The sequence below is a fragment of the Nocardiopsis sp. NPDC006938 genome, assembly GCF_042869555.1.
Taxonomy (GTDB): domain Bacteria; phylum Actinomycetota; class Actinomycetes; order Streptosporangiales; family Streptosporangiaceae; genus Nocardiopsis.
On record NZ_JBIAGA010000003.1, the window covers coordinates 232137 to 256682 of the forward strand.

The 24546-nt window shown below is 71.6% G+C and carries 26 protein-coding genes; 12 read left to right on the plus strand and 14 right to left on the minus strand.

All coding sequences use genetic code 11. The features are described 5' to 3' along the window. Nucleotides 1–61 precede the first annotated feature (61 nt). Nucleotides 62–346 carry a hypothetical protein gene (locus ACFYL4_RS06490; RefSeq protein ID WP_387516928.1) on the minus strand — a complete coding sequence of 95 codons (285 nt, stop codon included), beginning with the start codon at nt 344–346 and terminating at the stop codon, nt 62–64. Nucleotides 347–1106: 760 nt separating this feature from the next. Between ACFYL4_RS06490 and ACFYL4_RS06495 the strand changes: the two genes are divergently transcribed. The 4 genes from ACFYL4_RS06495 (at nt 1107) to ACFYL4_RS06510 (ending at nt 4107) form a co-directional block, all read left to right on the plus strand. Continuing rightward, nucleotides 1107–2159, plus strand: coding sequence for a helix-turn-helix domain-containing protein (locus ACFYL4_RS06495; protein WP_387516930.1), 1053 nt, complete (start codon nt 1107–1109; stop codon nt 2157–2159). 10 nt (nt 2160–2169) lie between these two features. Beyond that, nucleotides 2170–2754, plus strand: a complete 585-nt coding sequence (locus ACFYL4_RS06500) for an HD family hydrolase (RefSeq protein WP_387516932.1) — start codon at nt 2170–2172, stop codon at nt 2752–2754. 31 nt (nt 2755–2785) lie between these two features. After that, entirely contained in the window at nt 2786–2980 is a 195-nt protein-coding gene (locus ACFYL4_RS06505; RefSeq protein ID WP_387516934.1) for a DUF397 domain-containing protein, read from the plus strand. A 212-nt stretch (nt 2981–3192) separates the two neighbouring features. Next, nucleotides 3193–4107 (plus strand): NADP-dependent oxidoreductase, encoded by a 915-nt coding sequence (locus ACFYL4_RS06510; protein WP_387516936.1) that lies wholly within the window; start codon nt 3193–3195, stop codon nt 4105–4107. Between the two features lie 82 nt (nt 4108–4189). Here ACFYL4_RS06510 and ACFYL4_RS06515 read toward each other — a convergent pair whose 3' ends face one another. Both ACFYL4_RS06515 and ACFYL4_RS06520 read right to left on the minus strand, forming a co-directional pair. Further along, nucleotides 4190–5209, minus strand: coding sequence for a YgfZ/GcvT domain-containing protein (locus ACFYL4_RS06515; protein ID WP_387516938.1), 1020 nt, complete (start codon nt 5207–5209; stop codon nt 4190–4192). Nucleotides 5210–5562: 353 nt separating this feature from the next. Further along, the gene (locus tag ACFYL4_RS06520; RefSeq protein ID WP_387516940.1) at nt 5563–6108 is read right to left on the minus strand and encodes an FABP family protein; all 546 of its coding nucleotides are present in this window, start codon (nt 6106–6108) and stop codon (nt 5563–5565) included. 215 nt (nt 6109–6323) lie between these two features. Here ACFYL4_RS06520 and ACFYL4_RS06525 point away from each other — a divergent pair, with 215 nt between their 5' ends. Both ACFYL4_RS06525 and ACFYL4_RS06530 read left to right on the plus strand, forming a co-directional pair. After that, complete coding sequence (locus tag ACFYL4_RS06525; protein WP_357756914.1) at nt 6324–7091, plus strand: hypothetical protein; 768 nt, start codon at nt 6324–6326, stop codon at nt 7089–7091. Between the two features lie 13 nt (nt 7092–7104). Further along, the gene (locus ACFYL4_RS06530; protein WP_357756707.1) at nt 7105–7467 is read left to right on the plus strand and encodes a DsrE family protein; all 363 of its coding nucleotides are present in this window, start codon (nt 7105–7107) and stop codon (nt 7465–7467) included. A 103-nt stretch (nt 7468–7570) separates the two neighbouring features. Here ACFYL4_RS06530 and ACFYL4_RS06535 read toward each other — a convergent pair whose 3' ends face one another. The 5 genes from ACFYL4_RS06535 to ACFYL4_RS06555 form a co-directional block, all read right to left on the minus strand. After that, nucleotides 7571–8317, minus strand: a complete 747-nt coding sequence (locus ACFYL4_RS06535) for a phosphoglyceromutase (RefSeq protein WP_357756710.1) — start codon at nt 8315–8317, stop codon at nt 7571–7573. 47 nt (nt 8318–8364) lie between these two features. Then, nucleotides 8365–8877 (minus strand): YbjN domain-containing protein, encoded by a 513-nt coding sequence (locus tag ACFYL4_RS06540; RefSeq protein WP_387516943.1) that lies wholly within the window; start codon nt 8875–8877, stop codon nt 8365–8367. Between the two features lie 40 nt (nt 8878–8917). Further along, nucleotides 8918–10216: a D-inositol-3-phosphate glycosyltransferase gene (mshA, locus tag ACFYL4_RS06545; RefSeq protein ID WP_357756715.1), complete on the minus strand. Its 1299-nt coding sequence runs from the start codon at nt 10214–10216 to the stop codon at nt 8918–8920. A gap of 120 nt (nt 10217–10336) precedes the next feature. Next, nucleotides 10337–11332 (minus strand): alpha/beta hydrolase, encoded by a 996-nt coding sequence (locus ACFYL4_RS06550; protein ID WP_387517179.1) that lies wholly within the window; start codon nt 11330–11332, stop codon nt 10337–10339. Between the two features lie 164 nt (nt 11333–11496). After that, entirely contained in the window at nt 11497–12468 is a 972-nt protein-coding gene (locus tag ACFYL4_RS06555) for a YbgA family protein (RefSeq protein ID WP_387516945.1), read from the minus strand. 87 nt (nt 12469–12555) lie between these two features. On the opposite strand from ACFYL4_RS06555, the gene ACFYL4_RS06560 reads away from it, so the two are divergent. After that, the gene (locus tag ACFYL4_RS06560; protein ID WP_387516947.1) at nt 12556–13869 is read left to right on the plus strand and encodes a cryptochrome/photolyase family protein; all 1314 of its coding nucleotides are present in this window, start codon (nt 12556–12558) and stop codon (nt 13867–13869) included. A 33-nt stretch (nt 13870–13902) separates the two neighbouring features. Here ACFYL4_RS06560 and ACFYL4_RS06565 read toward each other — a convergent pair whose 3' ends face one another. After that, a complete protein-coding gene (locus tag ACFYL4_RS06565; protein WP_387516949.1) occupies nt 13903–14058 on the minus strand; it encodes a hypothetical protein in 156 nt (51 codons plus the stop codon). 2 nt (nt 14059–14060) lie between these two features. Continuing rightward, the gene (locus ACFYL4_RS06570) at nt 14061–14498 is read right to left on the minus strand and encodes a hypothetical protein (protein ID WP_387516951.1); all 438 of its coding nucleotides are present in this window, start codon (nt 14496–14498) and stop codon (nt 14061–14063) included. A 175-nt stretch (nt 14499–14673) separates the two neighbouring features. Here ACFYL4_RS06570 and ACFYL4_RS06575 point away from each other — a divergent pair, with 175 nt between their 5' ends. From ACFYL4_RS06575 to ACFYL4_RS06585, 3 genes are all read left to right on the plus strand, one after another. Beyond that, nucleotides 14674–15036, plus strand: coding sequence for a BlaI/MecI/CopY family transcriptional regulator (locus ACFYL4_RS06575; RefSeq protein WP_083926756.1), 363 nt, complete (start codon nt 14674–14676; stop codon nt 15034–15036). A 5-nt stretch (nt 15037–15041) separates the two neighbouring features. After that, the gene (locus ACFYL4_RS06580) at nt 15042–15986 is read left to right on the plus strand and encodes a M56 family metallopeptidase (RefSeq protein WP_387516953.1); all 945 of its coding nucleotides are present in this window, start codon (nt 15042–15044) and stop codon (nt 15984–15986) included. Between the two features lie 156 nt (nt 15987–16142). Further along, nucleotides 16143–16442, plus strand: a complete 300-nt coding sequence (locus ACFYL4_RS06585) for a DUF2516 family protein (RefSeq protein ID WP_387516955.1) — start codon at nt 16143–16145, stop codon at nt 16440–16442. Between the two features lie 169 nt (nt 16443–16611). Here ACFYL4_RS06585 and ACFYL4_RS06590 read toward each other — a convergent pair whose 3' ends face one another. The 3 genes from ACFYL4_RS06590 to ACFYL4_RS06600 all read right to left on the minus strand — a co-directional run bounded on the left by ACFYL4_RS06590 (nt 16612) and on the right by ACFYL4_RS06600 (nt 21226). Beyond that, nucleotides 16612–19110, minus strand: coding sequence for a hypothetical protein (locus tag ACFYL4_RS06590; protein WP_387516957.1), 2499 nt, complete (start codon nt 19108–19110; stop codon nt 16612–16614). 74 nt (nt 19111–19184) lie between these two features. After that, complete coding sequence (locus ACFYL4_RS06595) at nt 19185–20342, minus strand: neutral zinc metallopeptidase (protein ID WP_387516959.1); 1158 nt, start codon at nt 20340–20342, stop codon at nt 19185–19187. Continuing rightward, on the minus strand, nt 20339–21226 hold the full coding sequence (locus tag ACFYL4_RS06600) for a neutral zinc metallopeptidase (RefSeq protein WP_357756922.1): 888 nt from the start codon (nt 21224–21226) through the stop codon (nt 20339–20341). The genes ACFYL4_RS06595 and ACFYL4_RS06600 overlap by 4 nt, the downstream gene beginning before the upstream one ends. Nucleotides 21227–21439: 213 nt before the next feature. Here ACFYL4_RS06600 and ACFYL4_RS06605 point away from each other — a divergent pair, with 213 nt between their 5' ends. Then, on the plus strand, nt 21440–23290 hold the full coding sequence (locus ACFYL4_RS06605; protein ID WP_387516961.1) for a DUF2207 domain-containing protein: 1851 nt from the start codon (nt 21440–21442) through the stop codon (nt 23288–23290). 47 nt (nt 23291–23337) lie between these two features. After that, nucleotides 23338–23763: a D-aminoacyl-tRNA deacylase gene (gene dtd, locus ACFYL4_RS06610; protein ID WP_387516963.1), complete on the plus strand. Its 426-nt coding sequence runs from the start codon at nt 23338–23340 to the stop codon at nt 23761–23763. A 97-nt stretch (nt 23764–23860) separates the two neighbouring features. Here the strand turns inward: dtd and ACFYL4_RS06615 are convergent, their stop codons facing one another. Continuing rightward, a complete protein-coding gene (locus ACFYL4_RS06615; protein ID WP_387516966.1) occupies nt 23861–24499 on the minus strand; it encodes a pyridoxamine 5'-phosphate oxidase family protein in 639 nt (212 codons plus the stop codon). Between the last annotated feature and the right edge of the window lie 47 nt (nt 24500–24546).

Sequence of the window (24546 nt, forward strand, 5' to 3'; positions counted from 1 at the left end):
CACCACCGAACACGATGATGCGTGGTTCTGCGAGCCAGGCACTCCACACCACGCGGGTGTCCTAGGCATGGTCGATCTGCTTTCCCGGCCAGTACTTGGCGTACTCGGTGGCGCGTTCGTTCACGTGCTCGATGTAGGGGACGGCGCCTCCAGCCACGTCCACGGACACGTCCGTGGTGGTGGCGGTGCTGTGCTTCATCACGGTCGTGACCATTTCGGCGAGGCGGTCGCCGTACTCGTTCAGGACCTGATCCGCGGTGAGATCCCGGCGGGTGTCCTTTTCCGTCACTACGAACTCGTCGCCGTCGAGGTAGGCGTCGCAGATCAGTTGGTAGCTCAGGAGCATTTCCAGGAGTTGGGCGGCCCGAGCTCGGGGTCCGTGATCGGCAGGGGTCCGGAGGGGTATCCACAGCCGGTGGGTCCTGTGACGGCGGGCAGGGTAGTGGTGGGCTCCTCCTCCGAACACGAGTCCGCAGTTCCAGCAGGCCGGGTCGCGGCTGTCGACGGTCTCGCCGCATCTCGCGCAGGGCAGTGGTCCCGCGTGGATGGGCGGTGAGGGGGCAGGGGTAGGGTGCGTCACAGATCCTGCTTTCTGGCTTGACTAGGTTGGGAATTCTGGGATCAAGGGCTCAGGAAAGCGTTGCCGCGCTTCCCTGAGCCCGTTTCATTCGGGGGTAGCGGTCGTCGTCAGGTGAGGCCTGCTCCACGGTTGAACGCGCTGCCTCGACTCGTACCGTCCTCCAAATAGTCCAACAATCGATCGATCGTCTCGGCGACGATCCAGTTCGATGATGTCTTTGTGAGACGCCACCCACAGACCAGGTTCACCCGCATGCGTAGCGGGCCAGTGTGGGTAGTCCGCTGTGACCCGCTCGGATGGGGACTTCGCGTCTGCTGTGGTTACGCTCATCGCCTTGCGGTTGGAGCTGTATCTGTAGTGTGGCTATGACGCTACGGACCGCAGCACTTCCGGGCCACGGACTGGGAGTACGAGTTATCCCCTCGGAGCCCCCATGGCCAAGCGCATTGCACCCTCAACTCTGACTGCTGGTCACAGTTCGACTCGGCGCGCTGACGCAGAACGTGAGGGGCGGGTGTCGGGGTACGTGCTGAAGACAATCCGACAGACGGTAGGCCTCACTCAGGAACAACTCGCAGACAAGGTCCGAGTGGACGTGTCAACGCTTCAGGGCTGGGAATCGGGGCGGCGTCCGCTCATGTCCATCTCAGCGGGTGCGTACTTGAAGCTGCGTCACCAGCTCCACCGGTTGGGCGCTTCGCCACGGCTCCTGATTCAGCTGGACACGGGGTTGGAGGCGGACAGGTTCATTGGCTACGTGCTCGCTGTGGATGGGCCGATTGACTTGGAAAACCACCCGCTGGCGACATGGGTGATCACCCGCCCATTCACCGAACTCGTAGCGTGGCCCTTCACGGGGGATGTCCCTAACCAGCTCAAAGAAGCTACGCCGCTTCGGCGGCGGGGGCCATCGGGAACCGGTCCAAACTTGGGCGCGGACGAGCGTCGCCATATGGTTTCCCACCTTCAGTCTGCTGCGGAGCAGGCCGCGAAGAACTCGGTGGAAGGTGCGCTCCTGCGCCGTCAGGCGCACTACGTGGCGGGGTTCGATAAGTCGTCGGAGACAGTCGAGTGGTTGGCGGTGATGCAACGCGCAGAGCAGCGCCGCCTTGGGAACACCGTGGAGTGGACACCTTCGTGGGCCGTGGTCCGCTCCGGAGCGCACACGTTGGCGCGGGCGGGTGATGACGGAGCACTGCCCAGCTTCATCGATGTGCACATATCCACGGACGCCTGCGAGATCGCGAACTTGAACTACTGGGCCTACTGGCTCGGGGAAGTGGCGGACCCTCAGTTGGCGGACACGTTCATGGTGGAGCTCGACTTGGACTCCTGGCACGGAGACCGCTTGCTGAAACATCTCATGCGGAGATTGAACCCAGACAATCCTTACGTAGACGTCGTCTGCCACACCTTGTGGGCGCTTATCATCCGCAAGCCGGGTTTGCTGACAAAGAAGATCGCTACCGACTTGATCGTGTCGGTGTCTCAAATGTTGTCGGAGGCCGTCGTTTCACCCCAGTCAAGGCGCGAACTCGAAGAGGTGTCCTACGCTCTTCGAACGGTTCAACGGCGCTAGAAGGGCTTCCATGGAAGAGCAGACGGACTTGCGGGCACTCGACTATCTGTACGAGGCGGGGTTGCTCAAGCGGTACAAGCGCACAGGGTGGGTGATCGCTGGTGTTCCCGCTCCTGAGTCGATCGCCGACCATTCGCACCGCGCGGCACTCGTCGCGGCCGTGGTCGCGGAGCTGGAGGGCGCGAACCCGGAGCGTGCCGCGTTCCTCGCCCTGTTCCACGACACCCAGGAGACACGACTGACGGACATCCCCTACATCGGCAAGCGGTACCTGAAAGCGTCCCCGAACAGCGAGGTGACCGCCGATCAGACGGCCGGAATGTCGCAGGGTCTGGCACGGCTCATCGTCGGTGCGGAGGCGGAGTACGAGGCCAAGGAGTCCGCCGAGGCCCGGTGCGCGAAGGACGCCGACAAACTCGAATGCCTTCTCCAGGCGCTGGAGTACCGGGAGCAGGGCACGGACACCCAGGCGTGGATCGATACTTCGTTGGCGTCGTTGCGGACCGACTCCGCGCAACGCCTCGCGAAGCTCGCGCTGGACCGGTCGCCCCTGGCATGGATGCACGAGGCCAGGGACTCGAAACCGCCGAAGTAGATGTCACCCACCCTCATCGGAGGTCCCTCCCATGCACCACAACACCACCGAACTCACCTTCCGCAAGTCGAGCTACAGCAGCTCCCATGGGCAGAACTGCGTCGAGGTCGCCGACCTCCCCGGCGCCTCGGCTGTCCGCGACACCCAGCACCGAGACCAGGGGCACATCCTGTTCCCCGGCCGTGAGTGGGTGGCCCTGCTCTTCACCGCTCGCGCCGAGGCGTAACCCCGAGAAGCCATGTGACCCCCTGGACGCCCCCAGGGGACCACATGTGCCCAAGACCAGGCGGGGATGGACCTCACCAGCGGCCGCGCGGTCCCGGCTAGACGCCCCGTCGAGCACGGGGGCGGGGCCGAGTCCGGGGGACAGGGATATCCCACCGTGACCCGCCGCGTCCGGACGGAATGAATCCCCGGTACGGCTCCTTGTCAACGGACATGAAGGCCATAGCACTACAGCAGTACGGTTCCGCCGACGACCTGTCCCTCGTAGACCTGCCCGATCCCAAGGTGGCACCCGGGGAGGTCCTGATCCGCGTCCGCGCGGCCGGGGTGAACCCCGTGGACTGGAAGCTCGCGGCAGGCGGGCTCGACCCGGTGATGGAGGCGGCGTTCCCGCTGATCCCGGGCTGGGACGTCGCGGGCGTGGTCGAGGCGGTCGGCTTCGACGCGGGGGAGTACGCGGTCGGCGACGAGGTCTACGGCTACGTCCGCAAGGACTGGGCGCGCAACGGCTCCTACGCCGAGCTGGTCTCCGCGAGCGTCCGACTGATCGCCCCCAAGCCCGCCTCGCTGAGCTGGCAGGAGGCCGCCGGGGTACCCCTCGCGGGCCTGACGGCGTTCCAGTCCCTCCAGCGCGTCGCCGTGGGCGCCGGTGACACGGTGCTGGTGCACGCGGCGGCCGGAGGCGTGGGCGCGTTCGGCGTGCAGATCGCCGTCGACCGGGGCGCACGAGTCATCGGCACCGCCAGTGAGCGCAACCACGAGTACCTGCGGGAACTGGGCGCGGAACCGGTCACCTACGGGGACGGGCTCGCCGAGCGGGTGCGGGAACTGGCGCCAGGGGGCGTGGACGCGGTCCTCGACTTCGTGGGCGGCGGGGTGGCCGAGCTGCCGGTCACCGACCGGCCCGACCGGGTCGTGTCGATCGCCGACCCGGGGGTGCTCGCCCTCGGCGGCCAGTACGTGTGGGTACGGCCCGACCACGACGACCTGGTCGAACTCGCCGGTCTGGCCGACCGGGGCGCTCTGAGCGTGCACGTCGACCGGGAGTTCCCGTTGGCGGAGGCGGCCGAGGCCTGGCGCCTCAACCAGACCGGCCGGACCCGGGGCAAGATCGTCCTCGTCCCCTGACCTCACACGGAACGGGCGGGGGCGGGCCGGTGATCCGGTCCGCCCCCGCCCGCGTCGGACCCGTCGGGTCAGCCGCGCCCGCCTACCTGGGCCTGCGGCGGAAGTCGTCGAGGTCGGCGTTGGCGCCGGTGTCCGGGTCCACGATGACCTCCTGCCCGGCGGCGATCCCGTCCACGACCAGGTCGGCGTCGACGGGGACGGTGCGCTTGACCAGGCCGAGGGCGATCGGGCCCAGCTCGTGGTGGCGGGACGAGGTCCCCACCCGGCCCACCTTGCGCCCGTCCAACTCGATGTCGCTGCCGAGCTTGGGGAGCCTCTCGACGGTCCCGTCCAGGTGCAGCATCACCAGTCGGCGGGGCGGACGGCCAAGGTTGTGCACCCGCGCCACGGTCTCCTGACCGGGGTAGCACCCCTTCTCCAGGTGCACGGCGGAGCCGATCCAGTCCATCTCGTGCGGAATGGAGCGCTCGTCCGAGTCCAGACCGGGGCGCGCCCGGTGCGCGGCGATCCGGTGGGCCTCGTAGGGCCACATCCCCGCGGGTCGGGCCCCGGCGGCGGTGAGCTTCTCCGCGACCGCGACGAGGTCACCGGAGGGCACGAACAGGTCGGTCTCGTCCTCGGTCTCGCGCCGTGCCACGCCCTCGGCCGCGTCGGCGACCCGGGCGCGCTCCGGGCCCAGCACGGTCAGCACGGAGATCGCCTCGGAGAGGTCCTCGACCTCCACGCGCAGCATGAACACCATGGAGTCCAGGAACCCGGCGAGGCCCGCGCCGCCGCCGGGCTCGGTGTGCACCCAGGTGGTCTCGCCGTCGTCCACGAGGGACAGGTGGTGGCGAAGGTGCCCCCGGGTGTCCAGGACCAGGGCCTCGGTGGCGGTTCCGGGGGCCAGGTCCCGGGTCAGCTGACTGGTGATGTCGTTGAGCCAGCCCAGGCGGTCGGGTCCGGTCACGCGCACCACGCCCCGGTTGCTCCGGTCGACCCAGGCGCTGGAGCGCTCCATCGCGCGGGCCTCGTGGGAGGGGTCGCCGTAGTGCGCGGCGACGTCGGAGTCGGGGCTGTCGGCGCTCACGGCACCCGGTGTGGTCAGCAGCGGCGAAGTCATGGAACCGAGGTTATCCGGCCCGCCGAACGCCCGTGAGGACCGCCCGTGAGCAGGCGCGACGCCGCCCGGAAAAACATTTGCCCCACCGTGGCCGGGGGACGTACCTTCGAGGCACGCAGGAAAGGAGGTGGTCCGAGAAATGATTCACTCGAGGACTGGCGAGGTGGCCGTCCGCTAGGGCGACGCCGAGCATTCGCTCGACGTCGTTCGTGCGAATCCCTGACGGACACCCGAACCCCGGGCTGCCGGACCTGGTCCGACCGGCCCCGCACACGCGGGACAGAGCCCGGGGTTCGCCCCTTCCCTCCTCCGACCCTCCCGGTCGGAGTACGGCGAACCGCGCCCGTGTGCGGCTACTTGCCGCCCGCCTTCTTGAGCTGCGCCGACATGTACGAGCGCAGGTCGTGCCCGCGCGCGGCCAGGTCCCAGGCGTAGCCGAGGGTGTCCCGGTCCTCGCCGAACAGCCCGTAGAGGCGGTGCGAGGCCTGGACCTCCAGGCCGGTGATGGTGTGCATCACCGCGTTGGTGGCCATCTCCACCCGGTTCGCGAACACGTTGCCCAGGTAGGACTCGATGAAGCCCTCGTTGTGGGCGACCAGGATCTCCAGGTGGATGATGTTCTTCTCGTCGTCCTTGGCGTACTGGGCGGTGTCCTCCTCGGACAGGGCGCGCCAGTAGCCGGACTCCTCCGTGATGAGCTCACCGAGCGTGCCGTCGGCCTTCATCCGCCAGGCACGGCTCCGGTAGTCCAGGTACGGGGCTCCGTCCCTGACGACGAACTCGACCTCCTGCCCGAACTGGAGCTCTTCCTCGTCGGCGTATCCGGCGACGCCGACGCCCTCCCAGCGTCCGAACAGGAACGACAGTTTCTCCAGATCGGGGTGTACCTCAGCGTCCATAACCAACGAGCCTAGCGGCGCCCCGAACCTCTCCGTGACGCCCCGCCGCGGGTGCGTTCCGTGCCATCGGGGAGCCTTGGACTGGACATGCCCAATTGGCCCCGCTTTCCTGGAGAACTGGTAAAGATTGTCAACAGACGCGGTGTGTCCTTGGGGCTCGGCGCCCGCAGTCGTCCTTGACCTCCGACGCGCTTACTAAGGGGCTGCCTGTGTTCATGGTGATCGGTGTGGCGCTGCTCGCCGTCGCGGTGGTCCTGCTGCCGCTGACCGTCGTGGGGCTGCGCCGCTGGTTGCGCCAGCGCGGGCTGGCCCAGCTCCTCCCGAGCGCCCTCGTGCCGCTGAAGGGCCAGAGGGTGACGCTCACCGGCGTGGCCGCCCCCGGCCCCTCCGGCCCCATCGAGTCCGGGCTCGCGGGCTCGGAGTGCGTCTGGCACGGTCACGAGGTGCTCCGGCACTACCGCCCGCTCGTCCGCGACCGGGCCGAGGGCGCGGTGACCGAGCGCGCCTGCGACTCCATCGCCGACTACGGCTCGGAGGAGCTGTTCGGGCTGGTCGCCGAGGGGCGTACCGGTGATTCCGAACGCGTCTACGTCGACCCCTCCGGCGCTGAGCCGCGCGACCCGGAGCTGTGCCTCAAGCGCCTGGTCGGGCGTCCCCAGCCCGGGGTCCCCGCCGCCGCCGACGACCTGCTGCCGAGGGTGCGGGGCCGTATCTCCGGTGTCTTCCGCGGCGAGACCATCGAGTTCGAGTACCGCGAGTGGATCATCCGCCAGGGCGCGCGCGTGCGCGTCACCGGCAACGTCGAGCTCCGTGACGGGCGCGTGGTGCTGGTCGCCTCCGAGGGTTCCCCGCTCACCGTCGAGCACGGCGTGGAGGAGGGCCCGGCCCGGGTCTCCCCCCGCCGCCGCGAGGCGGTCCTGCTCCTGACGGCCTTCGCCCTGTGCGCGATCGCGGGCACCGTCCTCACCGCCACCGCCTTCTGAGTAGGCTGGCCGCATGACTCGTTCCCTGGTGATCAAGGTCACGGCCGGTGAGGACTCCCCGGAACGCTGCAACCAGGCCCTCACGGTCGCGGCGACCGCCGTCGCGAGCGGCGCGGACGTCTCGCTCTGGCTGACCGGGGAGGCCTCCTGGTTCGCCCTCCCCGGCCGGGCCGAGCGGTTCGAGCTTCCGCACGCCGCACCGCTCCAGGACCTCCTCGCGGGTGTGCTCGCCGCCGGGAGCGTCACGGTGTGCACCCAGTGCGCCGCCCGCAGGGAGCTTTCGCAGGAGGACCTGATCGAGGGCGTGCGGATCGCGGGCGCGGCGACCTTCGTGGAGGAGACCCTCCGCGAGGGCGCCCAGGCGCTGGTCTACTGACCCCCTCGCCCCGGGTCCGGCCCCGAGCCCGAGCCCGGCCCCGGACACGACGGTGCCCGCACCGCCTGAAGGCGGCACGGGCACGGAACGGATCGGGTGACGGCTACTTCTTGCCCTGGTTGGCGACGGCCTCGATGGCGGCCTTGGCGGCCTCCGGGTCGAGGTAGGTGCCGCCCGGGTTGGTCGGCTGGAACGCGTCGTCCAGCTCGTACACCAGCGGGATGCCGGTGGGGATGTTCAGCCCCGCGATGTCGGCGTCGCTGATCCCGTCCAGGTGCTTGACCAGGGCGCGCAGCGAGTTGCCGTGCGCGGTGACCATGACGGTCCGGCCCGCGGCCAGGTCCGGGACGATGCTGTCGTACCAGTACGGAAGGGCGCGGTCCAGCACGTCCTTGAGGCACTCGGTGCGCGGCAGCAGCTCCGGCGGGAGCAGGCCGTAGCGGGCGTCCCCGGCCTGGGAGTAGGGGTCGTCGTCGGCGATGGGCGGCGGGGGCGTGTCGTAGGAGCGGCGCCAGACCATGAACTGGTCGTCGCCGTACTCCTCGCGGGTCTGTGCCTTGTCCTTGCCCTGGAGGGCGCCGTAGTGGCGCTCGTTGAGGCGCCAGGAGCGCTCGACCGGCAGCCAGTGCAGGTCGGCGGTCTCCAGCGCGAGGTTCGCGGTGCGGATCGCGCGCTTGAGCAAAGACGTGTGCAGCACGTCCGGGGTCACCCCGGCGGCCTTGAGGAGCTCGCCGCCCCGGCGCGCCTCCTCCTCGCCCTGCGCGGACAGGTCCACGTCCACCCAACCGGTGAACAGGCCCTTCGCGTTCCAGACACTCTCGCCGTGTCGAAGCAGTACCAGAGTTCCCATGGGGGCAAGCCTAGCGATTCCGCCCCGGGGGCCGCCCACGGCGGGGCCTACTGTTCGGCGGGCGGTTCCGCCAGGTGCGCGAAGGCCCGCAGATTGCGGGTGTCGTGGCCGCGCGAGGTCCGCCACTTCCACTCCTTGCGGATCGCCGTGGCGAAGCCCAGCTCCAGCGCGGTGTTGAAGTTCTCGTCCGAGTAGGTGAGCGCGCAGCCCAGCAGCCGGTCCACCTCGGCGGGAGTGACGCCGCCCAGCGGCAGCCGTCCCCGGACGTACACGTCGCCGACGTCGTCGGAGACGAACGCCATCCCGTACATGTCCGAGCTCCGCCGGGTCAGCCACCGGTAGAACGCGGCGTGGTTCTCGTCGGGCTGGCGGCAGAAGAACGAGGTGAGGGTGAGGCTGTGCGGTCCGGCCTCCAGCCACACCATGGTCCTCAGCTTGGCCGTGCCGGGGAGCGTCACCAGGAACGACCCCTCACGCGGGCGTTCGACCTCCAGGCCGGCCTCCGCGACGGCCTCGTCGATCGCCCTGATGGCGCCTTCGCGCTCGGTCTCCGCTGCCACGCCTTCGCCTCTCGTCACTGCGCTCCTCCTCGCTCCCGTGTCAGCGGGCCTGGGCCAGCCGCAGCCCGCGCGGGGCGAGGGTGTCCCGGTACGCGTCCAGGAGTTCGTCCACCGTCCGCGACCACCCCAGGGTGGCGGCGTGTCGGGGGCCCGCCTCGGCCAGCTTGGCACGCCAGGCCGGTTCGGTGATCATCCGGTGCAGTTCCGCCGCGTAGTGCCGGGGGTCGTGCCCGTCCACGAGCACCCCGGAGACACCGTCGGCGACCGCCGTGGTCAGCCCGCCGACCCGGGCGGCCAGCACCGGGGTGCCGCAGGCCTGCGACTCGACGGCCACCAGGCCGAACGACTCGGAGTAGGAGGGGACCACGGTCACGGTGGCGGCCCGGTAGTAGTCGGCCAGACGCTGTCGGTCCTGCGGCGGCTCGATCCGCACCGCGTCGGCGACGCCCAGCGAACGCGCGAGGTCGGTGAGCAGCCGCGGCTCGTGCCTGCCCCCGCCGGAGAGCCCGCCGACGATCCCGACCACCAGGCGGGAACGCAGTGAGGGGTCGTGTTCGAGCAGGTCGGCGGCGGCGCGGATGAGGACGTCCGGGGCCTTGAGTCTTTGCACGCGCCCCACGAACAACAGGAGTTCGGTGTCCCGGGGAAGGCCGATCCGCTCCAGCGCCCGCCCGCGCGAGCCCGGAGTGAAGGTGTCCAGGTCGACGCCGGGGGGGATCGTGCTGATCTGCTCCTGGCGGGCGTTGTAGAAGCCGGTGAGCTGGCGGGCCTCGTCGTCGGTGTTGGCGATGAGCCGGTCGGCCTGCCGGACCAGCTGGTCCTCGCCCCGCACCCGGGCCTCGGGTTCGGGGGTGTCGCCCTCGGCCAGGGCGGCGTTCTTGACACGGGCCATGGTGTGCATCGACTGCACCATCGGCACGCCCCAGCGGCGGGCCGCCATCACCCCGGCCCTGCCGGAGAGCCAGTAGTGGCCGTGGACGAGGTCGTAGTGGCCGGGGTCGCCCTGGGCCTCGGCGCGCAGCATCCCGAACACGAACGGACACAGGTGGTCGGCGAGGGTGTTCTTGTCGAGGTGGCCGTAGGGTCCGGCGGGCACGTGCCGCACGTTGACTCCCGGAGCCAGCTCGACGACTGGGGGCAGGTCGGCGCTGGTCGCGCGGGTGAACACGTCCACGGCCACGTCGCGCTCGGCCATGCGTCGGGCCACCTCGACCACGTACACGTTGAGCCCTCCGGCGTCGCCGGTCCCGGGCTGGTCCAGCGGGGAGGTGTGGAGACTGACGGTCGCGATCCTTGAGGGAACCGCCGACTTCTCTCCCAGCGGCAGGGGTCCGGACACCGGGGGTTCCTCCGAGTCGTGTAGGAAACGAGCGTGCGAGCCGTAGTCGTCAACAGCGACGAAGGTACACACTGTTCCCCACCGGACCGTCCGAGGGGGCCGGGGTTGACCCGGCCGGGATCACCCTGTAGCGGTCCATCCCGAGACGAGGAAGTCCACGGTGTCGGGGAAGGTGGATGTCCAGGTCCCCATGTCGTGGCCGCCCCTGGGCCGGAGGGTGTCCACCGTCATACCGTGGTCGGTGAGCAGCGCCGAGAAGCGCTCGGCCTCCCCCTGGATGCTGCCCCGCTGGAGCGGGGTGTGGTCGGAGCGCCCCTCCACGAGCAGGAACCTGAGGTCGCGTACGTCGTCGGAGCCCAGCAGGAGGTCGGGGGAGTGCGGCGCGGTGTCCTCTCCGAAGGTCCCGTGCGGATCGTCCACGCGGTAGTACCCGGCCCATCCGACCACCTGGGAGTAGAGGTCGGGGTGGCGCAGCGCCAGGGCGGCCGCGCCGTAGCCGCCCATGGAGAAGCCGCCGATCGAGCGCAGCGACCGGGGTCGCGGGTGTTCCCCCTCGACGGCGGAGACGACGTCCTCGGTGACGAAGCTCTCCAGGGCGAAGCGGCCGTCGTGGGCGTCGCCCCACTCGGTGGTGGCGCCCCCGCTCTCCTGCCCGTACGGGGCGGCGACGACGAACTCCACGCCGGTACGGCACATCTGCCGATCCAGCCGGGCACCCAGGCCCGCTTCCATCAGGGTGCGGTGGGTGGAGGCGGAACCGTGCAGCAGGTAGAGGACGGGCAGGTCGGTGCTGTCGGGGCCGGGCGGCCGCCGTATCCACACCGGGCGCCCTCCGTCGTCGGTGGCCCCGGTGTCCGGGAGGGTGACGACCTGGTCGCGCCCGGGCTCCTGGCACACCGCGACCTGCCCCGGGTGCGGGATGGGCGTGGGAGTGGGAAGCGGTTGCGGGGGGAACAGCGCGTGGCCGTGGGTCAGTTCCGGTTCGGGCGCGGCGAGGTGCTCTCCGATCCGTTCGACCAGGCGTTCCGGCGGTGTCGTGGCCAGGGACGTGGCGAGCAGGACGACGGCACAGGAGGAGACGAGCACTGCGGCGCGTCGGGGTAGTGAGACGAACACGTCGATGACCTCGGGGTCGGGGTCGGGGGCAACCGGGAACCGCGCACGCCGCGGCCGAGAACTGTCACCCACTGTAGTCGAATGTGTTCGATTCGCATGGAACGTGCCGGGTCGGCGGGCCCCGAGTCGGGCCCCACGTCGGGACGCCGCCGGGCCGCCCCGGATCAGACCGCGACGGGGTGCCGGAGCCGCAGTGCCTCGGGGTAGGGGCGCAGGTAGGTCTGCTCGGTCGCCCAGGTCACGCCCTCGGCCGAGCAGTGGTGCCGCAACAGCGCCACCGGCAGGCTGAGCGGGGCCTGCGTCTCCCGGTAGTCCTCGATCGCGGCCAGCAGGTCGTGCCTGCGGGCGTCGTCCAGCAGGGGGCTGATCATCCCGAAGACGTGCTGGAGCACGTTGGCGTGCCTGCCGCGACTGCCCTTGACGGCCAGCGCGCGGTGGAAGGCGTCGGTGTAGGAGGCCGCGACCTCCTCGGGGTCGCCGTCGCCCGCGCGCGCCACGATCCGGCCGGTCTCCCGGTAGCCGTCCGGGGAGTGCGCCATCAGCTGGAGCTTGTGCCGGGTGTGGAAGGCCACCAGGTCGCGCGGGCGCCATCCCTCCTCCAGCAGGGCGCGCAACCGGGCGTGCGCGAACACCCGCTCCACGAAGTGCTCCCGCAGGACGGGGTCGGACAGGCGGCCCTGCTCCTCGACCGGCAGGTGGGGGAGCAGCTCGGTCAGACGCGCGGCGAAGGCGCCCCGGCCCGTGCCGCGCTGGCGGTCGCCGTTCCCGTCGAAGACCGGCATCGCGTACAGGCCGCAGCTCGGCGACTTGTTCTTGAGGACGTAGCCGTCCAGGCGGCGCAGCTCGCGCAGGTGCCGGTCCGCGACCCGGGCGAGGTCGTCCGTGTGGTCTGCGCCGTCCTTGCTGGAGATCACCCGTTCCCCGCCGGGGGCGGCGTCCGGCCCCTCCTGGAGGCGCAGCGTGGGGCGGGGTATCCCGAGCCCGATCTCCGCCTCCGGGCAGATCGGAAGCCACGAGACGTGCCGGTCCAGTTCGTCGGTGAGGAACCTGAAGCGCGAGTGTCCGCCGTTGTAGCGCACGGGCGCCCCGATGAGGCAGCTGGAGACACCGACGACCGGACGGTTGGGCGGGTTCATGTGAGGGGCTCTACCCCCTGGGGCGTCAGGTAACCACCAGTGAACACGCCCAGTAGTGTGATGATCTCGAAAAGTGAAGGAGTCCCGTTGGGCACCCCCGTACTCGTCCTGTTCACCCAGGACCTGCGCCCGCACGACCACCCCGCCCTGACGGCCGCCGTCCGTGCCACCGGGCCCGTCGTGCCGGTCTTCGTCCTCGACCCGGCGATCCTCGGGAGGGCCGCACGCAACCGCCGCGCCCACCTGGGCGAGGCGCTCGCGGACCTGCGCTCGGGCCTGCGCGAGCGCGGCGGCGACCTCCTGCTGCGCAGGGGCGACACCGCCACCGAGGTGCGACGGCTCGCGGAGGAGACCGGGGCCGGAGCCGTGCACCTGAGCGCGGGGGTGACCGGGTTCGCGGCCCGCCGACTGGAGGCCCTGCGCGCCACCGGGCTGGAGGTGAGCACCCACCCGGGTCTCACCGTGGTCCCGCCCGGCGGGGTCGCCCCGGCAGGCGGCGACCACTACAAGGTGTTCACCCCCTACTGGCGCGCGTGGGAGGGTACGCGGTGGCGGGAGCCCCTGCCCGCGCCCGACTCCCTCGACCTGCCCCCGGGGCTCGAACCGGGCGCGCTCCCCGACCTGGCACACGACGGTGAGGGAACGGGGAACCTGGCCCCGGACCGCGCCGCCGGGGGATGGACCCGCGCCCGCGACCGCCTGCGCGCGTGGCTCGACGACGGGCTGGCCGACTACGGCGACCGCCACGACGACCTCCCCGGCGCGGCCACCTCGGGCCTGTCCGCCGACCTCCGGTTCGGCTGCCTCTCCCCGTTGGAGGTCGCCGTCGCCGCCCGGGACCGCCCCGGCGGTTCCGAGTTCGTGCGCCAACTCGCCTGGCGCGACTTCCACCACCAGGTCACGGCGGCGTTCCCGAGGATCACCACCGACGACTACCGGCCGCGCGACAGCGCGTGGCGCCGCGACCCCGACGCGCTCGCGGCGTGGCGCGAGGGACGGACGGGGGTGCCGATCGTGGACGCCGGTATGCGGCAACTCCTCCGGGAGGGGTTCATGCACAACCGCACCCGCATGATCACCGCCGCCTTCCTCACCAGGACGCTGCGGGTGCACTGGCGGGAGGGCGCCGCGCACTTCGACGCGCACCTGACCGACGGCGACGTGGCCAACGAGTACGGCAACTGGCAGTGGACGGCGGGCACCGGCAACGACACCCGGCCCAACCGCGCCTTCAACCCGTCGCGGCAGGCGCGCCGCTTCGACCCCGAGGGCGTCTACGTGCGGCGGTACGTGCCCGAACTGGCGGACCTGCCCGGGGCCCGGGCGCACACCCCCTGGCTGGAGGCGGACGGGGACGGGGTCGAGGGGTATCCGTCCCCGATCGCCGACCCCGGCAGGTAGCGAGCGGGCGCGAACACGGACCCGCCGGGCGGCTCACCCGTTGTAGTGACCGCAGTTGGGGCAGGTGCGCACCCCGGCGTTGAGGTACTCCCCGCACCTCTCGCACAGGCCGACGATCGGCTTGTCGTGCTTGGGGGACATCCGGGGTCCGGGGAGGGGCACGAGGGGGAGCCGGAGCAGGGGGTTCAAGGTCAACCTTCCGTTTCGGCCAGCCCGTCGACGACGTCGTCCAGGACCAGCGAGCGGTCCGAGGCCGACATCAGGCGCAGTTCCCGGAGAGCGGGGAGGGTGTCCACACGGTCCCCGTCGGGGCCCGTCACCGTGCACACGCGCATGCAGTGCTGGGTCGGGGGCCGCCAGAAGTCGCGTTCGTCGATGGGGGCGATGCGGTACACCGTGGCGGGATACCGCGCGGGGCGGCTCGGCGAGTGCCACTGTTGGACGCGGGACAGGACGAACCCCGTGATCAGGGAGTCGAAGACGCCGCCCGACACGAGATCGGACAGGGCGTCCTCGTCGCCCTCGGCCCGGCACGCGCCACACCCGGCGAGTTCCGCCCGCAGCAGCCATCGGGCCCGCGCGTGACTCACTTCGGGGTTCTTGAGCTTGCTCGGATGCCGGTGTCCCATGGAACGGAGCGTACGTCGGACGGAGGCGGCACGGTAGACGGGTGCTGGACCCGGCCCCCCGAACGGCCGGGCGCCCCGCCCGACGCCGGGGTCCCGCACCCCTTCCCCCACAGGCATTCCGATCTAACGTGGGGGTGCTACGGCAAGTAGTACTAACAGTCGTAGACTTGTGAACATGAATCGGCTTGGCGAACTTGAACGCGCGGTGATGGATGTACTGTGGGCACGCAACGAACCAATGACGGTTCGCGAGGTCGGCAAGGCTCTCGCCGAGCGGGACCTGGCCCACACGACCGTCATGACGGTGCTCGACCGACTGGCCAAGAAGAAGGTCGTCGACCGGGCACGTGAGGGACGTGCGTGGCGTTACCGTCCGGCAGCCAGCCGCGAGAACTACGTGTCGGAGCTGATGTTCGACGCGCTCGGTCAGACGGTCGACCGCGACGCGGCCCTGGCCGCCTTCGTCCAGTCCATGGACGGCCAGGAGGCTGAAGCGCTCCGTCGCGCACTCGCGGAAATCGAGCAGCCAAGGAACTAGTCCGTATGGTCAGTGCCGCCCTCCTCACCCTTGTCGCGGTCAGCTGCCTCGTCGCCATGGAGGCTCTCCACCGGGCGAAGTGGCCCTCCCGCGGTCCCTACACGGCGGTCATCGCCTGGCAGGCGCTCGGCCTGGCCTGGGGCGTGTCCACCATCGGCGCCCTGCTGGCCTACGGCCTGTCCTCCTACGAGCTCGGCGCCGCGGGCGGCCTGCTGGCCGCCGCCACCGACCTCTACACCGGCGAGTTCATCATCTCCGAGTTCTCGCAGGGAGTGGAGGGCGTGAGCCACCTCGTGGCCGTCGCCCTGGCGGTGGTCCTGACCCTCGTGCTCTTCTCCGGTCTGGTCGCCTCGTTCGTCCAGGTGGTGCGGGTGCGAAGACGCCACCACGACCTCCTCGAACTGGTGGCCAGCGAGCACCCCGACGTTCCCGGCGCGCGCGTGGTCGACCACCCCGCGGCCGCCGCGTACTGCCTGCCCGGCGTGCTGCGCTCCCAGGTGGTGATCAGCGCCGGAGCGCTGGAGGTGCTCGACACCCGCGAACTCGCCGCCGTGCTCGCCCACGAGCACGCCCACCTGCGCGAGCGCCACGACCTGGTGCTGCTCCCGTTCTCCTCCCTCAAGCGGGCCTTCCCGCGCGTGCACCTGGTGCGCACCTACTACGAGAGCGTCGCGCTGCTCATCGAGATGTGCGCCGACGACCAGGCCCGCCGCAGGAGCTCCTCCCGCGAACTCGCCATGGCGCTGCTCCGGTTCGGTGCCGCCGGCCCCGCCCCGGTTCCCGCCGGAGCCATGGCCGCCGTGCACGCCGCGGAACCGGGCGTGATGCGCAGGGTCAACCGGCTCCTGCGCCCCGACACCGAGCTTCCCTACCACGCGGGCGCGGTGATCATGGGCGCCTCGGCCTTCCTGCTGGCCACCGTGACCTGTCTCTGGCACATCCCGATCTGACCGGCGGCCACGACGCGCCCGCCCGGAGCCGACTCCCCGTGAGATCGGCCCGTTCGTGATCCTCCCCTCGCTCGGGCACGATCCCCGCACCCGGTCCGTTTAACGTGGAGAGCGGGCGGAACCCCGTTCGGACGCGTGTGGCGACTGGAGTGAGTCTTGTTCTTCTGGATCTTGCAGCTGATCTACCTCGTGACCTTCGTGGCCAGCCTCTACGCGTTCATCGAGGCCCTGCGCACACCCGAGCAGGCCTTCGTGGTGATGGACAAGCAGACCAAGAAGCTGTGGGTGATCCTCACCGGCGTGGCTTCCGGTGTCTCCCTGCTCGCGGTCCTCACCGGGACCGGCATGTTCGTCATCCTGGGCCTGGTCGCCACCCTCATCTTCCTGCTGGACGTCCGCCCCGCCGTGAAGGGCGTGGGTGGCAACCAGAACAACGGCCCCTACGGCCCCTGGTAACCCCGGTCACCCCGGCCCACGACCCGGCGGGCTCCGCCGACCGGTGCCGAGCCCCCACCGGGTCCACTCCCGTGGCAGCCGGTGGCGGTCCGCGCTTCGCTCGGCCCCTGGCTCACGGCCCTGGCTCACGGCCCCCGCTCACGGTGCGGGGGCTCGCCGTGCCGGGGCCTCACCCGCCCCGTCGCTGTCCGCCCGGCGGCTCCCGCCTCGGTGCCACGGGCTCCCTCGGCAGCATCTCGGACAGGGCCCCGGCGTAGGCCGGGTCGCTCGTGTAGTGGGAGTGCCCCAGGATCTCCGGGCGTCTGGCCTCGCCGGGCGGGGCGTCGTAGGAGCGCGGGTCGGGTAGCGGCTCCGCGTGGGCGACCACGTCCGGGACCTCCCCGCCACCTTCGGCACCCCGGCATCTGACCGGTCCGCCGATCGGGTCGGTCACCCGCCACAGGTTGCGCCAGGCCGACACCCGGCCGGTCAGATCCGCGAAGGACGCCGGGCCGAAGTAGGCGGGGAAGTACCGCGCGTACAGCCGGTCCAGCGGTGATCCGTGGGTGAGCAGCGAGACCCGCCCCCGGCAGCTCCGGGGCAGCTGCCACACGGTGGCGGCCGCCAGCACGGACCCCTGCGAGTGGCCGGAGAGCACCACCTCGGTGCCCTCGTCGGCCATCCTCGCCACGCGTGCCGTCAGCTGCGGCACCGCGCGTTCCGCGTAGGACGGCGGGGCCAGCGGGTGCGCCACCCGGGGCCAGAAGGTGCCCACGTCCCAGACCGCGCCCACCGCCTGCCGGGTCGGGCGGTCCCGGTAGGCGCTCCGACCGATCCACACCAGGGCCACCAGGCTCGCCGCACCGATGATCGAACCCACACCCACCAGAGCGTCCAGTGCCCCCTGGGCCACGCCCTGGAGCTCCCCGGCCACCGCCATGGGGGCGTCCACGGGCCCGGCCACCAGGTTGCCGGTGATGATCGAGTACAGAGCCAACCCCACCAGGGGAACCGCTGGCAGCAGCAGCGCGGCCAGCACGGTGGGCAGTACCTCGGTCATCCGACCCGAGGCCCGTGCGCGGGCGATGTCCCAGGTGCGGCGGTCCCGCACACTCCGCGAGTACAGCGAGGTGACCTCGGGCAGCTCGGCCCGCACCGCGCCGCGCAGACGCAGCGCGAGCACCGCCACCAGGGCGAGCACGATCACCGCTTCGAACGCGAACGCCAACTGCAACCACGAGTAGGCGGTCGGCGGCGACAACGGCAGGCAGTCGGCCTCCGGGGCGTTCACGGAGCCGCAACCGCTCAGCCAGCGCGACCCCTGGTACACCACGGCCGCCGAGAACCCCCCGCCCAGCAGGGTGCCGAGCGCGGCCGTCGACGGTCCCGCGAGCCCGCGCATGGCGGTCCGCTCGTGCGGTCGGTCCACCGCGAACAGCACCAGGGCCGCCACCAGGAGCAGCGCCACCAGCACGCCCTGGACGGCGAAGAGGGTGTTGAGCATGGTGCCGCTCCCGGGCAGGCGCCCCTGCGCGGCCCAACCCGGGCGCGGCCACACCGTGTACACCGCCACGGCCGCCACGAGGAGCAGGGTGGTGTCGCGCAGCACCCGGCAGAACCGGTCGGCGCGCGCGTTCCACCGGGGGTCCATCCCGGGGACCAGCACGCTCGCGGAACTCGCCGCCGCCACGGACCCCAACAGCACCGCCAGCACGGCCCCGATCCACCATGGCGCCGGATCGGTCGGCGCCCCCGTGCCGCGCTCCGCCAGGTCGAACGCCAGAGCGGGCACCAACAGCAGGGCCGCTACCGTGGCCACCGCCACGGCGATGTGCGCCGACCTCAAACGGGCCATGATCTCGCTGTTGCGCCAAAAGTCCGGGTGGCTCAGCGGGGCGTCCTCGGAGTGGTCCGGTGGCACCGGACCGGTCACGACCTCGTAGTCGGCCGCCGTCCTGCGGGAGAGCCGCCACAGCACCAGGACCACCGCCGCGGGCAGCACCGCGCCCACCAGCAGCCCCCACCCCGGCGTCGACAGCGGTGAGGACGGCGACGCCAGGAACCCCAGCCACGGGCGCGCCTGGACACAGGCCTCGCCCAGCCCGGCGCACTGCCACCCCACCAGGTCCATGCCCACCCCGGCCGCGGCCAGGGTGATGAGCACCGTCAACGACAGCGCCAGCAGGCGCACCCCCGCGCCGTAGGCGGTGCTGGCCGCCCTGCGGACCCCGGTACGGCCCCGGACCATGTGCCCCGGCCGCATCCAGTACGCCACGTTGAGCATCATGAACGGGAGGAGCAGGAGCCAGAACGCCCGCGAGGCGCTGCCCGAGGTGAGGTTGCCCCAGGCGAAGATCTCGCGCCGTACCCCCGGAACGCTCTGGGTGTCCGGCTCGCGCCGCCAGCGGAAGAACCCGGCGAGGCGGTCGCCGCCCACCCGCATGGCGGGCTCCACGTCCAGGAGTTCCTCGGCCTGGCCCCCGCTCACCCCGTGCACGCGCAGTTCCACGCAGTTACGGGTGGGGGCGGTCGGGGGTTCCTCGGTCGGGGACACCGGGGGGACGACGGCGGTCACCGTGGTGTCCACCGGGAGTCGGGCGCTCGGGGCCCTCGTGGCGGAGGGGGTTCGGGAGGCTGGGGACGGGTGCTCCGGCTCGTACGAGCCGGAAGGAGCGGGGGTGTCCGGCATGTCAGCATCCTGCCACGCAGGGTGGCGATGAAACACGCGGAACCGGAACCTGTGGACAACGCCGGGCCCCGGTCCTACTCCACCAGTGCCTCGTCCTCCACGGCCCACGTGTTGCAGGCACCCGCCGACTGCTCGTCCCAGCCCGTCCTGGTCCACCGAACGCTGTTGTCCGCGGACCCGTGCGTGCGGTCCTCCTCCGGCCCGTCCGGACGGTCGGCGGTGGCCGAGGCGTCGTCCAGGAGCGTGGACAGGTCGGAGTCCGACAGCGGATAGCTCACCCGGACCGACCCGAGGAAGGCCGCCGACAGGCAGTTGGCCTGGAGTTCGCCCCGCCGCGTCCAGGAGTTGCGGCCCTCGTCGTCGTCCTCCAGCTGCCGCTGCTGGTGGTAGTACTCCAGCAGGCCCGACTCGCCCTGCACGTGGTGCGCGTACTCGTGGGCCAGCAGTGAGGCGTACACGACGCTGTCCTCCGAGCCGTTCCACTTCTCCACCACGTCGGTCGTACCGATGTAGATCGCCCCGCTGGCCCGGCAGTAGAACGCCCCGGCCGGGGACGGGTAGGCGCGGCAGGGGCTCACCCCGGGCTCCTCCCAGAACACCCGGTCCGGCGGGGAGAACGGCAGGCCCGCGCGGTCGAACTGGGTCTTCCACACGTCGTCCAGGCAGTCGGCGACCAGGTGCAGGAAGTCGGCCATGGAGCCGGGGTCGTCGACGTCCAGCTCGGGAACGGGGCACGGCAGCGGGCTCAGCCGTCCGGTGTCGTAGACCGGGTTGTCGACCAGGGCCAGGCGCCCGGTGGGCCGGTCGGGCACCTCACGCCCGGGCAGGGCCAGCTGGCCGGTGGGGGCCTGGGCCGTCGGGCCGGGAGGCTGGCCGGGCTTGTCGTCGCCGCCGACCGGCTCCGCCCTCTCGGAGACGGTGTCCGTGGCGGCGCCGTCCCCGTCGACGGTGGTCCAGGAGAGGAGCGACAGCGCCAACAGGGCCACCACGAGCCCGCACACCGCGCTGAAGACCCTGCGGTTGGTCCGGTGGGCCCTGCGGGAGTGCTCCAGCCGGGTCGGTGTCGCCGACGGGGCGCGGACGGGGGTGAGGGCACCCGCGGAGTACGCGCCTTCGGAGTTCGGGTCCGAGTACGGCCCCCTGGGAACAGGGGAACGCCCACGCCCGGGGCCGGGTCCGGGGCCGCCGCCGGAGGGATCGGAGGAATCCCCCGATTCGTGGTCACCGCTCACCGCACCAGCTCCTCGCGGGCTTCCCAGGTGTTGCAGGCCGCCGGGTCACGGCGGTCCAGACCGTGCGCGGTCCACAGACGACCGTTCTCCACCGAACCGTGCGTGCTCGTGCCCGCGTGGTCGGAGCGCAGCCCAACGGAGTCGAGGATATTGGCTCGCTCGGAGCGTCCGTAACCGAGGGACTCCCCGGCGGAGCCGACGAACACCCCGCCCAGGCAGTTGGCCTGGAGCTCGTTGCGCCGGGTGAGTTCGTCGGCGGTCTCCTCGTCGGCGTTGGCGCGCAGCGAGCGGAACTCGGCCAGGATCATCGACTGGCCCTGGACGTGGTGGCCGTACTCGTGGCTGAGCAGGAACGTGTACGCCTCGGCCTCCTCGCTGCCGGCCGACGCCGCCACGATGTCCTCCACCCCCAGGTAGAGGCCCTGGTTGGCCTGGCAGTAGAAGGCCGCCGTCCCCTCCTTGGGGAAGGGCCCGCACGGGCTGTTGCCCGCCGCGTACCAGTACACCCGGTTCGGGGAGGAGAAGGGGAGCCCCGCGTCGCTGAAGTACGCGCCCCAGGCCGCGTCCAGACAGTCCGCGATCGAGTGCACGAAGGCCTCCACCGACTTGGGGTCGTCGGAGTCCATCTTCGGCGGCCGACACGTGACCTCACCCAGCTCGCCCCTGGCGTACAGCGGGTTCTGTCCCAGCGGGTCCTCGACCGCGGCCGGGGCGGCCTCGGCGGTCTCCTCCGCCTCGGCGGCGAGCACCTGGGTGGCGTCCGGTCCGATCGGCTCCCCCCAGGCCGGTTGCGCGGTGGGCAGCAGTGCGGAGAACGCCAGGAACCCCGTGAACCCCACGGCGGCCAGCCCCGTCCCCAGGGACAGGGAGACACCCAGCCCCATGCGCTGGAGGAACCCGGGGCGTTCCGCCCACGGGTCGGACTCGGGTCGGTTCCGTCGGCGGGTCAGCACGGCACCGCGCCTCCGCCCGGGGCGACCGGTCCGAGCGCGCCGGAGAGGCGGTCGGCGGAGCTGCCGGCGGGGGACCGGTACGGGGCACCGCGCCGGGCGCCCCGTGGGCACGGTCCGCTCACGGACCGGATAGGCTCTCGCGTCATGTGGTGGGTCGGCTCCTGGCGCCCGGCCGTCGCGGTGGCGACGGCCCTGCTCGTGTACTCCTCGCTGGTCGTGGTGGTCGCCGTGGGCTGGCCGGGAGGAACGGCGCACGCGGTGACGGCGACCGCACCGGCAACCACAGTACCGGGGCAGGGACCGGCGGTCATCGCCCGACGTTCCGCCACGGACACGGTCATCACCAACGACATCCGCCTGGAACTGGATCAACGGGGCATCCTCCACGGCGAGGAGTCCCTGCGATTCGAGGGACCCGCACCGGAGACCTTCACCCGCGCCCTCACCGCCACGATGCTCTATGACACCGACCACGACCGCCGGTTCGAGATCAACGGGGTCACGGCGGTCGACTCCGGCGGCGCCAGCCTCCAGGTGGAGACCGAGGAGACCGACGGCGCCCTGCTCGTGCGCATCCCCACCGAGGGCACGCGCGGGGTCGAGCTCAGCTACCGCGTGAGCGGCACTGTCGGCGAGGTCGCCCAGGGGGTGCAGCTGGAGTGGCGGGCCGTGGGCGCCTACAGCCACCCCGTCCGCTCCACCGACGTCACGGTCGTCGCCCCCGAGCCCCCCGAGGCGCTGTCGTGCCTGGCCGGGGAGCCCCGCAGCGCCATGTACTGCACCGCCTCGGACATGGGCGGAGACGCCGTCGTCGCGCACTTCCTCCAAGCCGACATGACCCCCAGCGACCGGCTGGACATCGTCGTGAACTACCCGCCCGGTACCGCCGAGGGCGAACCCCTCCTGAGCCGCCGGTGGTCGTTGGCGTCGGCGTTCCAGGTCACCCCGGGGACCGCCAGCGTGTTCGGGCTCCTCCTGCTGGTCCTGGTCGGCGGGCTGGTCGGCCTGATCCGCCTGAGGGGCCGCGACGAACGGGCCCTGCGCAGCGAGGCCGCCGAGGGCGACCACGCACCCGTGGCCCGCGGCGAGCACGGCCGGATGCGCTTCGCCCCGCCGGACGACGTCCACCCCGGCCAGATCGGCACGCTGGTGGACGAGCGCGTGGACATCGCCGACCTCACCGGTACCGTCCTCGACCTGGCCGTACGCGGCCACATCCGGGTCGAGGAGCTGCCGCACGAACACTTCACCTCGGTCGACTGGCGGCTGGTCCGCCTGGACGGCCCCGCTGACGAGACCCTGCTGTCCTCCGAGTGGCTCCTGCTGGACGCCCTGTTCGGCGAACGCCGGTCCGTGCGCCTGTCCGAGCTGGGTTCCGCACGCCACTCCGACGACTTCCCGGAGCGCGTGGACCGGGTCCGCGAGGAGCTGTACCGCGACATGGTGCGGCTCAAGTGGTTCTCCCGGTCGCCCAGCCGGGTCCGCGGCACCTGGACGACGGCGGGCATGGCGCTGACCGCCGCCGGGGTGGTGCTGACCGGCCTGCTCGCGGTGTTCACCAGCGCGGCCTTCACCGGCCTGGCCGTGATCATCGCCGGTGCGGCCGTCACCGCGGGAGCGCAGTACATGCCCGCCAAGACCCGGCTCGGTAGCTCCGTGTACGCCCACACCATGGGCTTTCGCGACTACCTCCTCAGCCAGCGGGCCCAGAGCGCGCCGCCCGGAGAGCGGGTGGAGCTGTACTCGCGCTACCTCCCGTACGCGGTCATCTTCGACGACGTGGACCGCTGGGCCAACATCCTCGCCGCCGCCGCGATCGCCGACCTCAGCCCTGCGGAGCTCGACGGCGACGGACTGCACTGGTACACGGGCCCCCGCGAGTGGCGGATCGAGGACTTCTCGGACTCGATCAGCACCTTCGTCGTCACCCTCACCGGCCTGATCACCAACACCCGGCGCGTACGCCTGCTCAACCAGCTGCAACGATCGAGGTAGCGGCCCCGCCGGGGAGCGGGGAGCGCACGGACGAGAACGGGGGGACCATGCGCGCTGTCGTACAGCGGGTGTCGCACGCGTCGGTGACGGTCGACGGAGAGGTGGTCGGCGAGATCACCCGACCGGGTCTGATGGCCCTGGTGGGGGCCACGCACACCGACACCGAGGAGGAGGCCCGCAAGGTCGCGCGCAAGCTGTGGACGCTGCGGGTCCTGCCGGACGAGAAGTCCTGCTCGGACATGGGTGCCCCGATCCTGGTGGTCAGCCAGTTCACCCTCTACGGCGACGCCCGCAAGGGCCGCCGCCCCACCTGGCAGGCGGCCGCGCCCGGGGCGGTCGCCGAACCGCTGGTGGACGCGGTCGTCAAGGAACTGCGCGAGCAGGGAGCGGAGGTGGCCACCGGGGTGTTCGGGGCGACGATGTCCGTGGCCCTGACCAACGAGGGACCCTTCACCGTCCTGCTGGAGGTCTGAGGGGGCCGCCTCGGCGGCCGTCCGGCGTCGGCCCGAGGCCAGGCGACGCGGGCGCGGTCCGGGAGCGGGCCCGCCGGTCGGCGGCGCCTCCGCTGTGTCAGCGGGTCACGCGGGCCAGGACGTGCTCCGGTACGGGAAGGTCGTGCCTGAGCGCGGGGTCCTCGACCGGAGGGTCGAACACCGTGCGCACCGGCTGCACGCCCGCCCAGATCGGGAGGGCGTAGTCCTCCTCGTCGTCACCGGGCGGGCCCGTGCGCACCTTCACCGACGCCTCCGCCAACGGCAGGGCCAGCACGCGTGTGGCCGCCATCTCCTTGGCGTCGGGTCGGCGGGCGGCGTCCCACCGTCCCGGAGCGAGGTGTTCGGTGATCGCGCGCAGCGCGTCCCAGCGCTCCCGCTCGTCGGTGACCACGCGCGGCGTACCGAAGATCATCGCCGAGCGGTGGTTCATGGAATGGTGGAAGCTCGAACGGGCCAGCACGATCCCGTCCAGCAGCGTGACGGTCACGCACACCTCTCCCTCCGTCCGCAGCGAGCGGGCGCCGGTCGAGCCGTGCAGGTACAGGGTGTCGTCGATCCGCCCGTACCCGGTCGGGATGACCCGGGGAGAGCCGTCCACGACCAGGCCCATGTGGCAGACCAGCCCTTCGTCGAGGAGGGAGTACAGTTCGGCCCGGTCGGTCCGGGTCTTGTGCTTGGCGCGGTTGAGCCGCGTACGTTCGGTGGTGGAGAGCATGGGTCCACCGTAGGAAGAAGTGGATACCTGAACCATGTCCACTTATG

Excerpts from the sequence above, each read along its gene's own strand:
- ACFYL4_RS06590 (WP_387516957.1), bottom strand. The coding sequence starts at position 19,110 with ATGCCGGACACCCCCGCTCCTTCCGGCTCGTACGAGCCGGAGCACCCG.
- ACFYL4_RS06500 (WP_387516932.1), top strand. The coding sequence starts at position 2,170 with ATGGAAGAGCAGACGGACTTGCGGGCACTCGACTATCTGTACGAGGCG.
- ACFYL4_RS06525 (WP_357756914.1), top strand. The coding sequence starts at position 6,324 with ATGGTGATCGGTGTGGCGCTGCTCGCCGTCGCGGTGGTCCTGCTGCCG.
- ACFYL4_RS06535 (WP_357756710.1), bottom strand. The coding sequence starts at position 8,317 with ATGGGAACTCTGGTACTGCTTCGACACGGCGAGAGTGTCTGGAACGCG.
- ACFYL4_RS06510 (WP_387516936.1), top strand. The coding sequence starts at position 3,193 with ATGAAGGCCATAGCACTACAGCAGTACGGTTCCGCCGACGACCTGTCC.
- ACFYL4_RS06600 (WP_357756922.1), bottom strand. The coding sequence starts at position 21,226 with ATGGGGCTGGGTGTCTCCCTGTCCCTGGGGACGGGGCTGGCCGCCGTG.
- ACFYL4_RS06575 (WP_083926756.1), top strand. The coding sequence starts at position 14,674 with ATGAATCGGCTTGGCGAACTTGAACGCGCGGTGATGGATGTACTGTGG.
- ACFYL4_RS06605 (WP_387516961.1), top strand. The coding sequence starts at position 21,440 with ATGTGGTGGGTCGGCTCCTGGCGCCCGGCCGTCGCGGTGGCGACGGCC.
- ACFYL4_RS06570 (WP_387516951.1), bottom strand. The coding sequence starts at position 14,498 with ATGGGACACCGGCATCCGAGCAAGCTCAAGAACCCCGAAGTGAGTCAC.
- ACFYL4_RS06505 (WP_387516934.1), top strand. The coding sequence starts at position 2,786 with ATGCACCACAACACCACCGAACTCACCTTCCGCAAGTCGAGCTACAGC.
- ACFYL4_RS06580 (WP_387516953.1), top strand. The coding sequence starts at position 15,042 with ATGGTCAGTGCCGCCCTCCTCACCCTTGTCGCGGTCAGCTGCCTCGTC.
- ACFYL4_RS06615 (WP_387516966.1), bottom strand. The coding sequence starts at position 24,499 with ATGCTCTCCACCACCGAACGTACGCGGCTCAACCGCGCCAAGCACAAG.
- ACFYL4_RS06490 (WP_387516928.1), bottom strand. The coding sequence starts at position 346 with ATGCTCCTGAGCTACCAACTGATCTGCGACGCCTACCTCGACGGCGAC.
- ACFYL4_RS06515 (WP_387516938.1), bottom strand. The coding sequence starts at position 5,209 with ATGACTTCGCCGCTGCTGACCACACCGGGTGCCGTGAGCGCCGACAGC.
- ACFYL4_RS06520 (WP_387516940.1), bottom strand. The coding sequence starts at position 6,108 with ATGGACGCTGAGGTACACCCCGATCTGGAGAAACTGTCGTTCCTGTTC.
- ACFYL4_RS06530 (WP_357756707.1), top strand. The coding sequence starts at position 7,105 with ATGACTCGTTCCCTGGTGATCAAGGTCACGGCCGGTGAGGACTCCCCG.
- ACFYL4_RS06555 (WP_387516945.1), bottom strand. The coding sequence starts at position 12,468 with ATGAACCCGCCCAACCGTCCGGTCGTCGGTGTCTCCAGCTGCCTCATC.
- dtd (WP_387516963.1), top strand. The coding sequence starts at position 23,338 with ATGCGCGCTGTCGTACAGCGGGTGTCGCACGCGTCGGTGACGGTCGAC.